10 protein-coding genes are annotated in these 14276 nt (G+C 65.0%); 8 read left to right on the plus strand and 2 right to left on the minus strand.

The window, feature by feature from the left end; genetic code table 11:
- Positions 1 to 31: 31 nt before the first annotated feature.
- From NYR97_RS15075 to NYR97_RS15085, 3 genes are all read left to right on the plus strand, one after another.
- Positions 32 to 2938 (plus strand): TonB-dependent receptor, encoded by a 2907-nt coding sequence (locus NYR97_RS15075; RefSeq protein WP_316694274.1) that lies wholly within the window; start codon positions 32 to 34, stop codon positions 2936 to 2938.
- Between the two features lie 315 nt (positions 2939 to 3253).
- Complete coding sequence (locus NYR97_RS15080) at positions 3254 to 4588, plus strand: histidine-type phosphatase (protein ID WP_316698258.1); 1335 nt, start codon at positions 3254 to 3256, stop codon at positions 4586 to 4588.
- 109 nt (positions 4589 to 4697) lie between these two features.
- On the plus strand, positions 4698 to 6002 hold the full coding sequence (locus tag NYR97_RS15085; protein ID WP_316694276.1) for a jacalin-like lectin: 1305 nt from the start codon (positions 4698 to 4700) through the stop codon (positions 6000 to 6002).
- Positions 6003 to 6115: 113 nt separating this feature from the next.
- Here the strand turns inward: NYR97_RS15085 and NYR97_RS15090 are convergent, their stop codons facing one another.
- Both NYR97_RS15090 and NYR97_RS15095 read right to left on the minus strand, forming a co-directional pair.
- Positions 6116 to 6541, minus strand: coding sequence for a type II toxin-antitoxin system death-on-curing family toxin (locus tag NYR97_RS15090; protein ID WP_316694278.1), 426 nt, complete (start codon positions 6539 to 6541; stop codon positions 6116 to 6118).
- Between the two features lie 9 nt (positions 6542 to 6550).
- The gene (locus NYR97_RS15095) at positions 6551 to 6772 is read right to left on the minus strand and encodes an AbrB/MazE/SpoVT family DNA-binding domain-containing protein (protein WP_316694280.1); all 222 of its coding nucleotides are present in this window, start codon (positions 6770 to 6772) and stop codon (positions 6551 to 6553) included.
- Positions 6773 to 6930: 158 nt separating this feature from the next.
- Here NYR97_RS15095 and lexA point away from each other — a divergent pair, with 158 nt between their 5' ends.
- The 5 genes from lexA (at position 6931) to NYR97_RS15120 (ending at position 14210) form a co-directional block, all read left to right on the plus strand.
- Positions 6931 to 7548, plus strand: a complete 618-nt coding sequence (lexA, locus tag NYR97_RS15100; RefSeq protein ID WP_316694282.1) for a transcriptional repressor LexA — start codon at positions 6931 to 6933, stop codon at positions 7546 to 7548.
- Position 7549: 1 nt separating this feature from the next.
- Entirely contained in the window at positions 7550 to 8203 is a 654-nt protein-coding gene (gene imuA / locus NYR97_RS15105; RefSeq protein ID WP_316694284.1) for a translesion DNA synthesis-associated protein ImuA, read from the plus strand.
- 9 nt (positions 8204 to 8212) lie between these two features.
- Positions 8213 to 9631, plus strand: coding sequence for a Y-family DNA polymerase (locus NYR97_RS15110; RefSeq protein WP_316694286.1), 1419 nt, complete (start codon positions 8213 to 8215; stop codon positions 9629 to 9631).
- 166 nt (positions 9632 to 9797) lie between these two features.
- Positions 9798 to 13046, plus strand: a complete 3249-nt coding sequence (locus NYR97_RS15115) for an error-prone DNA polymerase (RefSeq protein WP_316694288.1) — start codon at positions 9798 to 9800, stop codon at positions 13044 to 13046.
- Positions 13047 to 13391: 345 nt separating this feature from the next.
- Complete coding sequence (locus tag NYR97_RS15120) at positions 13392 to 14210, plus strand: HDOD domain-containing protein (RefSeq protein ID WP_316694290.1); 819 nt, start codon at positions 13392 to 13394, stop codon at positions 14208 to 14210.
- Positions 14211 to 14276: the final 66 nt, after the last annotated feature.

Raw genomic sequence — 14276 nt, forward strand, 5'->3', positions numbered from 1 at the left:
CGCATTGCTTCCTCCCCTACTGGATTCCCCGATGCGCCGTACGTTGTTTCTTTCGATCGCTCTTGCTTTGCATGCCGGCACTGCCGGCGCCCAGGCGGCTCCAGCCACCATCGCGGTCGATGCGATTCCTGCCCAGCCACTGGCACGCGCGCTCAATGCGCTCTCGCGTCAGACCGGGCTGCAGTTTGTCTATGCCGCCGACGTGGCCGGCAACCCGCAGACCCGCGCCACCGCTGCCGGCATTGCACCTGAGCAGGCGTTGCGGCAATTGCTCGATGGTACCGGCCTGCGTTACCGCTATCTCAATGCGACCACGGTGACGATCGAAACCGCCGAGCCAGCACCCGGCATGCCGCAGGCGGTTCCTGCAGCCGCGGCAGTGGCAACGACCGCAACGGCGCCAGTGCCGCGCGCAGACGCACCGGTGCAGGAGCTGGACAGCATCCAGGTGCTCGGCAGTTACGCCGGCAGCCTCAGCGCCGCACTGCGGCAGAAGCGCTACGCCGATAGCGTGGTGGATGTGATCGCCGCTGAAGACATCGGCAAGCTGCCGGCGCAGAACGTGGCCGAGGCGCTGCAGCGCGTGCCCGGCGTGTCGATCGTGCGCGACCGCGGCGAAGGCGTGTACGTGCGCGTGCGCGGCCTGGGCCCGAACTTCCAGGTCACCACGCTCAACGGTCAGACCATGGCGGTCAACGAGAATGTGCGCACTTCCGGCCAGACCGGGCGGCAGTTCCGTTACGACACACTGCCGGCCGAACTGGTCTCCGGCCTGGACGTGATCAAGAGCCCCACCGCCGACCTGGACGAAGGCGCCATCGGCGGCATCGTCAACGTGCGCACCTTCCGCCCGTTGGAATTGGGCAAGACGCTGACCAACGTGTCGCTGGAATCGAGCCAGGCCCAGCGCACCCAGGCCAACGATCCGCGTGCCTCCGGGCTGTTCAATTGGGTCAATGCCGACGGCACTTTCGGTATGTTGATCTCTGGCGCGTATGCGCAACGCACGCTGCGCCAGGACCGCGTCAACGAGGTGAGCTGGGACTATTACCGCAACGGCGTGCCGGGTGTGCTCGGCGCCAATTACGTGCCCACCGGTCTGCGCCCGACGCTGGAGCTGGAAGAGCGCGAACGCGCCGGCGTGGCCGCATCGCTGCAGTGGAAGCCGAGCGCGCAATGGGAAACCAACTTGGATCTGCTCTATGCAAAGCAGACCGTGCATTACGACGAATACAGCATGGGCGTGGGTTTCGACAGCCTGGCCAAGCTGAGCAATCTTCGCGTGGAAAACGGCGGCATTGCCGGTTTCGATTACCGCAACGGCCAGGTGCAGATCTCGCGCGAGACCTCCGGCATCACCGACGACAATCGCAGTGCGCGCCTGTCCAGCACCTGGAGCGGCGACCGCTGGACGCTGGGCGCGGTGGCATTCCACTCGCAGGCGCACAGCTACGATTCGGATCCGATCCGGCGCACGCGCCTGCGCAGCGGCACCAACCTGTCGATGCGCGTGGACATGCCGCAGGCCGACGGCGACAACGTGCCCGATTGGAGCTTCACCAACGGCTTTGATCCAACCAACCCGGCCACCGTGGCAGGGCGCCGGCTGGAATGGCGCGAAATCGATGCGCGCGACAAGGAAGACGCGCTGCAGTTCGATGCCAGGCGCGCACTCGACGGCAGCTTCTTCCGCGATTTCAAGGTGGGCGCCAAGTATCGCCAGCGCTCGCGCACCTACGACCGCGCGGATCTGTTGCTCAACAGTATCGCCGGCGTGCGTTTCCCGGGCAGCAACTTCACCGCATTGCCGGTGGGCGACATGCTGTCGGACGCCAACGGCACCCTGCCGCGGCAATGGCTGGCGCCGATCGAATCCACGTTCTGGGGCAATTGGCCGACCAGCGCCGATCTGAGCAATACGCCCAACAGCGCCGACCTGCAGAACTCCTATGAGGTGCAGGAAAAGATCGCCTCGGCCTACGCGATGACCAACTTCGGCACCGAACTGGCCGGCCGCGAGCTGCGCGGCAATCTCGGTGCGCGCGTGGTGCGCACCGAACAGGCCACCGATGGTCATGCCGACGTCAACGGCAGCGCGCAACCGGTGCACTTCGAGCGCAGCTACACCAATGTGCTGCCCTCGTTCAATGCCGCCTGGGACGTGCGCGAGGACATGGTGCTGCGCACCTCCGCTGCCAAGGTGATCACGCGCCCGGATCTCACCGACCTGTCGTCCAAGCTCACCTTCAATTCCAGCGGCGAGCGCTTCACCGCCAGTGGCGGCAATCCTGCCTTGCAGCCATTCGAGGCATGGCAGTACGACCTGACCTTCGAGTGGTACATCGACGGCACCTCGGCCCTGACCGGCGGGTTGTTCTACAAGGATATTTCCAGCTTTATCCAGACCCAGATGTCCAACCTGGTCTACGAAGGCCAGACCTATCTGCTGTCGTCCAAGACCAACGGCAGCAAGGCGATGGTGCAGGGCGCGGAAGTGGCGTATCAGCAGGTCTTCACCGGCCTACTGTCGCCGCTGGATGGCCTGGGCATGCAGCTCAACTACACCTGGACCGACAGCAAGGCCACCTATCACGACGGCACCAGCAGCTTCACCGACAGCCTGGAAGGCGTTGCCAAGAACACCTACAACGCCGTGCTGTTCTACGAGAAGGGGCCGTTGATGGCGCGCGTCAGCTACAGCTGGAGCGACGACATCCTCAATGCGGTGGGCACCGCCAATGTGGCCACGCTCAACAGTGACCAGTTCGGCAGCCTGGATGCGAACGTCGCTTACAAGGTCAACGACACGCTGTCGGTGTTCGTCAATGCGATCAATCTCACCGGCGAGGTGCAGCGCCAGTTCGTTGGCGATCACCTGTTCGGCGGCTATACCGACTATGGCCGCACCTGGTCGGTGGGGATGCGCGCGCGTTTTTGAGGATGGCCGGGACTGGCTGAGGAGCAGTCGTCAGCTGGCTGCGGACGGCGCGCTTGTGGTCCGAGCGTGGGAGCGGTGCATGCCGCTCCTGCATCGGCCACGCCCACCTGACAGCTGCGCAGTTGCGTTGATCGCCGTTCCACGGTTGTCGGCGGCAGCCACTGCCGCTACTCGGCGCCTACTGCAGGGCGCCGCATGCAAGGCATGCATCGCCCGCGTTGGCGCTGTTGCCAGCTGCATTGCGCGAGATCTCGCGCAATGCAGTGGGTGCACCACGTTTTGAGACCACTCATGTCATTACTGCCTCGTATCTGTATGTGTTTCTTTGTGCTGTTCGTTGCCGGTCCGGCTGCGTTGGAAGTGGCGCATGCCGCTGCTGCGGCGCCGGAGACGCTTGAAAAAGTCGTGATCCTCAAACGCCACGGCGTGCGTGCGGCAATGTCCAGCCCGGAGCAGCTGGGCCGCTATTCCGCACGTCCCTGGCCACGCTTCGCTGTGCCGGCCGGGCACCTGACTGCCAACGGTGCGCGTCTGGAAGCGTTGTTCGGTAGCTATTACCGCGTGCATTACGCGCCGCTTGGTGTGTTCGATGGCGATGGCTGCGCCAACGTCTACTACTGGGCCAATCGCACCCAGCGCACCATCGCCTCGGCACGCGCGCTGGCAAGCACGCTCACGCCGGGCTGTACGAACACGGTGCACCACTTTGCCGCTGACGCGTCCGATCCACTGTTCGACGGTGCCCCGGCATTGCGGCAGCCGGCTGCCGCTGCATTGATGCGCGCGGCCATCGCCGGCCGCGTCGGCGGCGATGTAGTCGCCTGGAATGCAGCGCAACACGATGCGATCGACGGCCTGCAGCAACTGTTGCTGCAATGCGCGCAGCGGCCGTGTCCAACCCAGGCCGGAGCCGGCAAGCAACGCCTGGATGCGGTACCCGCACGTATGGGCGAGGCAGATGAAGGCATTGCTGGCGTAGAAGGCCCGGCACCGGCGGCATCGGGTATCAGCGAAAGCCTGCTGATGGGCTGGGCCGATGGCCAGGATTTTGCCGGGTTGGGGTGGCAGGGCGTGAATGAAGCCAGCCTGCTGCGCGCGTTCGCACCGCACCAAGCCGAGTTCGCGCTGCGCTTGCGTGCGCCGACGGTGGCGCGCATGGCCAGTTCGCCGCTGGCGGCGCGGTTGCTGGCGACGTTGCAGCAAGGCAGCACTAGCGACGCTGGCACCGATACGCACAGCAACCGCAATGCCAGCGGCAACAGCAATACACCGCACTCCACGCCGATCGGCGGCGATGCAAGACTGGTGGTGCTGTCAGGTCACGACGGCACGCTGACCTTGCTGGCCGGCATGTTCGATCTGCATTGGCAGTTGCCCGGTTACCAGCCCGACCAGACCGTGCCCGGCGGCGCGCTGGTGTTCGAACGTTGGCGCCGTGCCGATGGGCAGCGCGTGATCCGCCTGCGTTACACCGCGCAGACGCTGGCGCAATTACGCGAGCGCCGCACGCTGACGCCACAGGCGCCGCCGCCGTCATCGCCGGTGTTCATTCCCGGCTGCAGCAGCGCTACCCCGGAGTACGACTGCCCATTGCAGACCCTGGCCACGTTGATCGATGCCGCGATCGACCCGCATTACCTGAGCGAATGACGCTGCGTGTGCCGGCCACGGCCGACGCGTGCGGTTGCATCGGCGCATCTGGCGCCGTTTCTCTGGCCACCGTGCCAGCCGCTGTTTCTTTCACTGCAAGAGGCGAATCATGCTCCATCATCTACGTACTCTCGTCAGTCTCGGAATCACTCTCGGTCTTGCCTGCGCCAGCATCGCGCAGGCGCAAACAAACGTCGGTGTGCTTGATGTGCTGACCTACAACGTCGCCGGCCTGCCCGAAGGGCTGTCCAGCGGAACGCCGGCCACCAACACCGCACTGCTGGCACCAAAACTGGCGCCTTACGGGCTGGTCAACGTGCAGGAAGACTTCAACTACCACGCCACGCTGTACGCCGGCGACGCGCATCCCTACCGTACTGCCACCAGCGGCGGTGCCGCGTTCGGCGACGGGCTCAATACGCTCAGCAACTATCCCTTCAGCGACTTCACCCGGATCAAGTGGAATCAGTGCAACGGCACCGACTGCCTGACCCCGAAGGGTTTCAGTTACATGCGCGTACGCCTGGCCGATGGCGTGTTGCTGGACGTCTACAACGCGCATCCCAATGCCGGTGTCGAAGCGGGCGATCTGTCCGCACGCCGCGCCAACATCGGCCAGCTGGCGCAGTTCATCCAGACCTGGTCGGCCGGCAACGCGGTGTTGGTGATGATGGATTCCAACACGCGCTACACCCGCAGCGACGACAATATCCGCGAGCTGATCGCCTCCAACGGTTTGACCGATCCGTGGCTGGAATTGATCAAGGGCGCGGCACCGGCGGCCGGCGCCGCACCGCTGCTGTGCGGCACGCCACCCACCAATAGCTGCGAGGTGGTCGACAAGATCCTGTACCGCGATGCGCCGCAGCTGACCCTGGCGGCCAACCGCTATCAGCTCGATGATGGCGGCTTCTACGACGGCGCAGGCAAGCCCTTGTCCGACCACTACCCGCTGCATACGCAGTTCGGTTGGGCAGTGGGCGATCGACTGCGCACCAGCGACCAGTTCGGTGGCCCGCATGGCGTTCCGTTCAACGATGTGGCCGGCAATGCCGGCGGGCGTCCGCTCAGTGGCGTGACCCTGCGCGGCGGCGCGCGCCTGGATGGCCTGGGTGTGATCCTGGACAGCGGCAAGCTGCTCGCGCACGGCGGCAGTGGTGGGCAGGCGACGACGTTGTCGCTGGGTGCCAACGAAACGCTGTCCTCGGCCACCTTCAGCGTGGGCAAGTACAACGACCGCACCCGCCTGTTCTCGTTGAGCCTACGCACCAACAAAGGCCGCAGCGTGCAGGTTGGCACACCGAGCAGCGAGACCTACACGCTGACCGCGCCGAGCGGCTGGCATATCGCCGGCTTTACCGGGCGCGCGGGTGAGGAGATCGACAAGTTGGGTGTGGTGTATGCGAAGGACTGAGCGCGCAAGCTCGCTGACCGCCGCGCAGCTTGCGCGTCGTTTTCGGTAAAAGCTTTATGGCAGTGATGTTTGGCCATGGATGGCCATTGCGCAGAATGCTTCTCACGAACGAATTACCCGTACGTTGCCGCCGATTCGTGCACTTGAGCCTGATTTCGCAATTGCAGATGCGTGCGCAGCCACGCGGCGCATGGTGTCTCATCGAGTGAGCCATCCGCCAGGCTGATGTAGAAACCGTAGAGCTCCAGGTCATTGGCCACCAACGTCGCGCCGTTGAGCACGATGAAGGTTTCGCAAGCGACAGCTGCGGTGCGCTTATTACCGTCGACAAACGGATGATTGCGGGCCAATCCATAGGCAAGACTGGCCGCTAGCGCAGCCAGATCTGGAGGTGGCTCGCCGTAGGACAGCAGTTGTTTTGGCCTGGCAAGCGCCGAGTCGAGCAGGGCGTCGTCGCGCACGCCGCTTCCGCCGCCATGTTCGGCCAATTGGCGATCATGGATGGCCAGGACAAGTGGCCGTTCGATCCAGATGATCATGGTCGAGCCTTATTGCGCCAGCTTGTGCAGCAACGTGCGGCGGTTGCGCATCACCTGCTCGGCCACCTCCATCTGCGCGGCCAGGGTAGGGTCGAACGCGGTCAACTTGATGCCGTCGGGCGTTTCCATCGCATACAGTTCGTCGCCCTTGCCAAGGCGCAGGCGGGCCAGCAGTTCCTTGGGCAGGATGACGCCAGCGGAATTGCCGATGGAGGTGATCTTGAGTTTCATGGCGGCGCCCCTTGTTATTACGTAAGTTATAACTCGATGCCCGGTCTGTCGCAAGCTCGCCCGCTGAATCGGCTCAGCAAGCTGAGTTGGCCAATCTCGCCTGCTGCGACCGAGGGGTGTACAAATGTACACCTAGTCTTAGCTGGCCGTTTTACCCTATGGAACCTCTTTCTCCCAAACGTACGGCGGTCCTGACCTTCCTGCAGGAACAGGCCCGCGCAGGGGTGTCGCCCAGCCTGGCCGAGATTGCGCAGGCATTCGGCTTCGCCTCGCGTAATGCCGCGCAAAAGCACGTGCAGGCACTGGCCGAGGCCGGGTTGATCGAGCTGCTGCCCAATCAAAAGCGCGGCATCCGCGTGCCAGGCCGGATGAGGCCTGATCCGGCGCGCGATGCGGTGCTGGCCTTGCCGGTGCTGGGGCGAGTGGCGGCCGGTGTGCCGATCGGTGCGGATATCGGGCTGGATCGTCAGCTGTGGCTGGACCGTGCGCTGTTCTCGCTGCGCCCGGATTATCTGTTGCAGGTGCAAGGCGACTCGATGATCGACGACGGCATTCTGGACGGCGATCTGGTCGGCGTGCATCGCAGCAACGATGCGCGCGATGGGCAGATCGTGGTGGCACGTGTGGATGGCGAGATCACCATCAAGCGACTGGAGCGCGGCGACGAGCGCATCCGCCTGTTGCCACGCAATCGCGCGCATGCGCCGATCGTGGTGGCGGCCGATGCCGACTTCGCGATCGAAGGGCTGTACTGCGGCCTGATCCGGCAGGGTTGAGATGAGCCAGGAGCCCGCGCGCATCAGGCAGGACGGCAACGCGGCAGTCGCACTGCCGCTGGACGCCCTGCTGGCCGCGCGCACGGTCTGGCGTGCGGGTCACGGCACGGCCATTGCCCATGGAGGCGAATCCACCGGGCATGCCGCACTGGATGCGCTGCTGCCCGATGGTGGCTGGCCGCGGCGGGCACTGACCGAATTGCTGTTGCCCGCACACGGCGTAGGCGAGATCGCATTGTTGTTGCCCACGCTGGCGCGCCTGACCGGCGCCAGCAGCCGCGTAGTGTTGGTGGCACCGCCGTTCATTCCCTACGCACCGGCCTGGCAGGCGGGCGGGGTGATGCTGGAACATCTGGAAGTGGTGCAGGCCGAGCCGCGCGACGCCTTGTGGGCGTTCGAACAATGCCTGCGTAGCGGTGCCTGCGCGGCGGTACTGGGCTGGCCGCAGACCGGCGATGCGCGCGCGTTGCGGCGGCTGCAGGTCGCCGCCGACAGCGGCAACTGCTGCGCATTCGCGCTGCGCGATCGCAAGCATGCGGTCAATGCATCGCCGGCCGCCTTGCGGCTGGAATTTCTGCCGGAGCGCGATGCCTGGCAGGTGCGCAAGTGCCGCGGCGGGCAGGTCCCCTCGCAGCCGTTGCGGCTGGCGCATTGAGGCGCGCGCATGTTGTGGGCCTGCATACTGCTGCCGCAGCTGGCGCTGGACGCCGTCCTTCGGCGTCTGGAAGAGTCGCACGCGCCGTTGGTGCTGGTCGAAGGGCCGGCGCAGTTGCGCAGCCTGCATTCGGTCAACGCAGCGGCGTCCGACGCCGGTCTGAAAGCCGGCATGCGGCTGTCGGCGGCGCATGCGCTGATGGCCAATGTGCGCACCATCGATTACGAGGCGCAGGCTGAGGCGCGCACGCAGCGGTTTCTCGCAGCGTGGGCGTATCGGCACAGTTCGTTGGTGAGCCAGCAATGGTCGCGCGCCATCGTGCTGGAGGCCGGCGCCAGTTTTCGGCTGTTCGGTCCGTGGCCACGTTTCGAGCGCCGCCTGCGCGATGAACTGCAGGCGCTGGGCTTCCAGCACCGGCTTGCACTGGCGCCCACACCGCGTGCGGCACGCGTGCTGGCCGGCTTGCGCGATGGCATGGTCGTGACGCAGTTGCCGGCCTTGCACAGCACGCTCGACAAGGTGCCGGTACGCCGCGCTGCCTTGCCTGACGATGTGGGTGAGCGCCTGCAGCACATGGGCGTGCGCACGCTGGCGGCGGTGCGTGCGTTGCCGCGCGATGGGCTGCGTCGGCGTTTCGGTGCAGGACTGCTCGATCACCTGGACCGCCTCTACGGCCAGGTCGACGACCCCTTGGAGTGTTACACACCGCCAGATCATTTCGACCAGCGTGTGGAACTGGGCTACGAGGTGGAAATGCATCCGGCGCTGCTGTTCCCGCTGCGGCGCTTGATTGGCGATCTGTGCACGTATCTGTCCATCCGCGATGGTGGCGTGCAACGGTTCTTGCTGCGACTGGAGCACGAACAAGGCGCCACCGATGTCGAGATCGGCCTGCTGACGCCGGAGCGTGCGCCCACGCTGTTGTTCGAGCTTGCACGCAACCGGCTGGAGCGGGTGGAGATCCCGCGGCCGGTAGTGGCGATGCGCTTGCTGGCGCGGCAACTGCCGCCGTTCGTGCCGGCCATGCGCGATTTGTTCGATCAGCGTGCGCAGCAATCGGTGGAGTGGCCGCAGCTGCGCGAGCGCCTGCGCGCGCGGCTCGGCGATGAGGCGGTGTATCGCGTACTGCCGGCCGACGACCCGCGCCCGGAACGCGCATGGCGGCGCGCCATCGGCGATGCGGTGCGCGAAACCGATGCACCACCGCGCCCGCCACGCCCCACCTGGTTGTTGCCACAGCCGGTGCCCTTGCACGATGCGCAGTTACGCATCGTCTCCGGCCCGGAGCGACTGGAAAGCGGCTGGTGGGACGACGACGAAGCACGTCGCGACTATTACGTCGTAGAAACTGCGCGCGGCCGACGTGGTTGGGCATTCGCCGCACCCGGTCGTGTGGATGGCTGGATGTTGCATGGGTGGTTCGCATGATCCGCCCCATGCCCCTGCGGCAACCGAGCACTGCTTGTCGGGCTGGTCACCGCAGCGGTGCCGCAAGCATCCGATGCCACGCAGTGAAAGAGCACCTGCAACGAGGCGATCTGCGGCTCACCGGAAAGACGCTGTGGTGGCAGCGCGAGATTGAAGATGTGCGCCCATGAGCTGGGACGACGCCGTCGACGGTGTTGACCGCGATACGCCCGGCGGGCGCATGCCGCGTGCGTGGAATGTGGCAGCGCGATTGCGCGCGGCCAATGACGACATCAGCCATGCGGCGGTGGCAGATGGCCTGCCTGCGTATGCCGAACTGCATTGCCTGTCGGATTTCTCGTTCCTGCGTGGCGCTTCCAGTGCCGAGCAATTGTTCATGCGCGCGCAGCACTGCGGTTACAGCGCACTGGCGATTACCGACGAATGCTCGCTGGCCGGCATCGTGCGCGGCCTGGAAGCCTCGCGCGCCACCGGCGTGCGCCTGATCGTCGGCAGCGAATTCACCCTGGTCGATGGCACCCGCTTTGTGCTGCTGGTGGAAAACGCGCATGGCTATCCGCAACTGTGCGCGCTGATCACCACCGCGCGGCGTGCAGCAAGCAAGGGCACATATCGGTTGGGGCGTGCCGAGGTGGAAGCGCAGTTTCGCGATGTCGCACCCGGCGTGTTCGCGGTGTGGATGCCCGGCGCGCAGCCGCGGGCCGAGCAGGGTGCCTGGTTGCAACAGGTCTTCGCCGAGCGTGCATTCCTGGCGGTGGAACTGCATCGCGAACAGGACGATGCCGCGCGGTTGCTTGCCTTGCAGTTGCTGGCGCAGCAGCTGGGCATGACCGCACTGGCCAGCGGCGATGTGCATATGGCGCAGCGCCGCGAGCGCATCGTGCAGGACACCTTGACCGCCATCCGCCACAGCTTGCCGTTGGCCGAGTGCGGCGCGCACCTGTTCCGCAACGGCGAGCGCCATCTGCGCACGCGCCGGGCCCTGGGCAACATCTATCCGGATGCGCTGTTGCAGGCCACGGTCGACCTGGCCCAGCGCTGTACCTTCGATATTTCCAAGCTTGAATACACCTATCCGCGCGAACTGGTGCCGGAAGGACATACGCCGGCGAGTTATCTGCGGCAGCTCACCGAAACAGGCATGCGTGAGCGGTGGCTGGATGGAACGCCAGAGAAAATACGCGACGACATCGAGAAAGAATTGGCGCTGATCGCCGAACTGAAATACGAGGCCTTCTTTCTCACCGTGCGCGATGTGGTGCATTTCGCGCGTTCAAGAAACATCCTTTGTCAAGGCCGGGGGTCGTCGGCCAATTCGGCAGTGTGCTACGCGCTGGGTATCACCTCTGTGGACCCACTCAAGACACGTCTGCTGATCTCGCGATTCTTGTCCAAGGCACGCAACGAGCCGCCTGATATCGACGTCGATTTCGAACACGAACGGCGCGAGGAAGTGCTGCAATACGTCTATAACAAGTACGGTCGTGAACGTGCCGCGCTGGCGGCCACGGTCATCTGCTATCGCGGCAAAAGCGCCGTGCGCGACGTGGCCAAGGCCTTCGGTCTGCCGCCGGACCAGATTGCGCTGCTGGCCAATTGCTATGGCTGGGGCAATGGCGAAACGCCGATGGAACAGCGCATCGAAGAGGCGGGATTCGATTTGGCCAATCCACTCATCAACAAGATTCTTGCAGTGACCGAACAGCTGCGCGATCACCCGCGCCATCTATCGCAGCATGTCGGCGGCTTCGTCATCTCCGACGAACCTTTGTCGATGCTGGTGCCGGTGGAAAACGCGGCAATGGCCGATCGCACCATCATCCAGTGGGACAAGGACGACCTGGAAACGATGCGGTTGCTCAAGGTCGACTGTCTGGCGCTGGGCATGCTCACCTGCATTCGCAAGACGCTGGATCTGGTGCGCGGGCAGCGCGGTCGCGATTTCGCATTGGCCACGCTGCCGGACGAGGATGATGCCACCTACAAGATGATCCAGCGCGCCGATACGGTGGGCGTGTTCCAGATCGAATCGCGCGCGCAGATGGCGATGCTGCCGCGGCTCAAACCTGCAGAGTTCTATGATCTGGTGATCGAAGTGGCGATCGTGCGGCCAGGTCCCATCCAGGGCGACATGGTGCATCCGTATCTGCAGCGTCGCAAAGACAAGAGCCTGATCAGTTACCCATCCGAAGGCGTGGAAAAGATTCTTGGGCCGACCCTGGGCATTCCGCTGTTCCAGGAACAGGTGATGGAACTCGTGATCCATGCTGGCTACGAACCCGAGGATGCCGATCGATTACGTCGCTCGATGGCGGCCTGGCGTCGTGGCGGCGACATGGAATCGCATCGCGTGCGCATTCGCGCGCTGATGGAAAAGAAAGGCTACGCCTCCACCTTCATCGACCAGATCTTCGAGCAGATCAAGGGCTTCGGTTCCTACGGCTTCCCGCAAAGCCACGCCGCCTCGTTCGCCAAGCTCGTCTACGCCAGCTGCTGGCTCAAACGCCACGAACCTGCAGCCTTCGCCTGCGGCTTGCTCAATGCGCAGCCGATGGGCTTCTATTCGGCTAGCCAGATCGTGCAGGACGCGCGCCGCGGCAGTCCCGAGCGTGCGCGCGTGGAGGTGTTGCCGGTGGATGTGCTGCATAGCGTCTGGGACAACACGCTGGTCGGTGGCCGGCCATGGTGTAGCGACGAAGACCCTGGCGAACAACCGGCGATCCGTCTGGGCATGCGTCAGGTCGCCGGATTATCGGAAGTGGTGGCAACGCGCATTGTCGCCGCACGCGCGCAACGCGGCTTCGCCGATATCGGCGATCTGTGCCTGCGCGCCGCACTCGACGAAAAAGCGCGCCTTGCCCTGGCCGAGGCCGGCGCCTTGCAAGGCATGGTGGGCAATCGCAATGCCGCGCGTTGGGCCATGGCCGGCGTGGAAGCGCGTCGGCCGCTGCTGCCTGGTAGCCCCGAAGAGCGCCCGGTGGAATTCGAGGCGCCGCGCGCAGGCGAAGACATCCTGGCCGATTACCGCTCGGTCGGCCTGAGTCTGCGCCAGCACCCGATGGCGCTATTGCGCCCGCAGATGGCGCAGCGGCACATCCTCGGCCTGCGTGAACTACAAGGCCGCCGTCATGGCAGCGGCGTGCATGTCGCCGGCCTGGTCACCCAGCGCCAGCGCCCGGCCACTGCCAAGGGCACCATCTTCGTCACCCTGGAAGACGAACACGGCATGATCAACGTCATCGTCTGGTCGCACCTGGCACTACGCCGCCGCCGCGCACTGCTGGAATCGCGTCTGATGGCGGTGCGCGGCCGCTGGGAACGCGTGGATGGCGTGGAGCATCTCATCGCCGGCGATCTGTACGACCTCAGCGAGCTGCTCGGCGAAATGCAGCTGCCCTCGCGCGATTTTCATTGAGCCTTTGTCGGCAAAATCACAACACCGGCATCGCGTTATGGTCGCGATTCCAGACCAGGTCTATCGGCATCCATCATCCGCAGTTGTCGCCGTCCCCGACCATATTGTCCAGCTGCCAGCACCACCGCATGGCGCTGTGTTCGCTGTGGCGTTGCAGTGTTCCATGCGCGACGCGCAGCGCTCTGCGCAGGCGCGCAAAATCCAATGGCGATGCGGCTTGGCGCCCAGTGATGGCGATGGCGTGGTCACGCCAGGGCATGCATCGGGATAGTGACTTTCAAGCGGCTTGTACGACACCATGGCGGGCGCAGTTGCGCTGACCCATTCCTTTCCCACGAGGCGATCATGAAGTTGGAGGTTTTGTTTGACCAGTTGCATACCTTGCCCACGGTGCCGAAGGTGGCGCAGGACCTGATTCGTCAGTTCGATGATCCGAACACCAACATCGATGCGTTGGCGCACACCATCGAGCGCGATCCGGTGATCGCCGCCAAGGTGTTGCGGCTGGCCAATTCGGCGCGCTTCCATGGCCTGCGCGATTCCACCAGCGTCGAAGACGCGGCGATGCGGTTGGGCTTCAACACGCTGCGTACGTTGGTGCTGGCCTCGTCGATGACCGGCGCGTTTCATGCCGGCCCCGGTTTCGATTTGAACGCGTTCTGGCGGCACAGCTTCGGTGTGGCCGGCATCTGCCGCGTGCTGGCGCGACAGCATGGGCTCGATCCGGAAACCGCATTTACCTGCGGCATGATGCACAACATCGGCGAGCTGCTGATCCAGTCCGGCGCGCCGGAGTACGCCAGCCGCATCAATCACGAAAGCTCCTCTGCCGGGCATGCCGCCGAAGAAACCCTGCAGCTGGGCTTCGGTTACCCGGAAGTGGGCGCCGAGCTGGTGCGTCGCTGGCAGTTGCCTGCGGTGATCCAGCAAGCCATCGCCTATCAGGTCCGCCCGGCCGCCGCACCGGAAGGCGCGTTGATGCCGCTGCTGCTTGCCCAGGCCGTGCATGTGTCCGACGCACTGCGCGCGCACGACGGCGACATCCCGGCGGCACTGGAAGCGGCGCGCGGGCCACTGATGGACACGGTGGATCTGGATGCGTTGTTCGCCGAGCTGCCGGAGGTGATTGAGGCCTACCTGGCGTTTGCCGAAGCGCTGCGTTGAGCGAGCAGTTGCATTGATCCGGTAAGGCGCACTGCGATCAGACCGGCGCGCGACGCAACACAAGCG

Origin of the sequence: Xanthomonas hydrangeae (assembly GCF_032697525.1) — a bacterium.
GTDB classification, from domain to species: Bacteria; Pseudomonadota; Gammaproteobacteria; order Xanthomonadales; family Xanthomonadaceae; genus Xanthomonas; species Xanthomonas hydrangeae.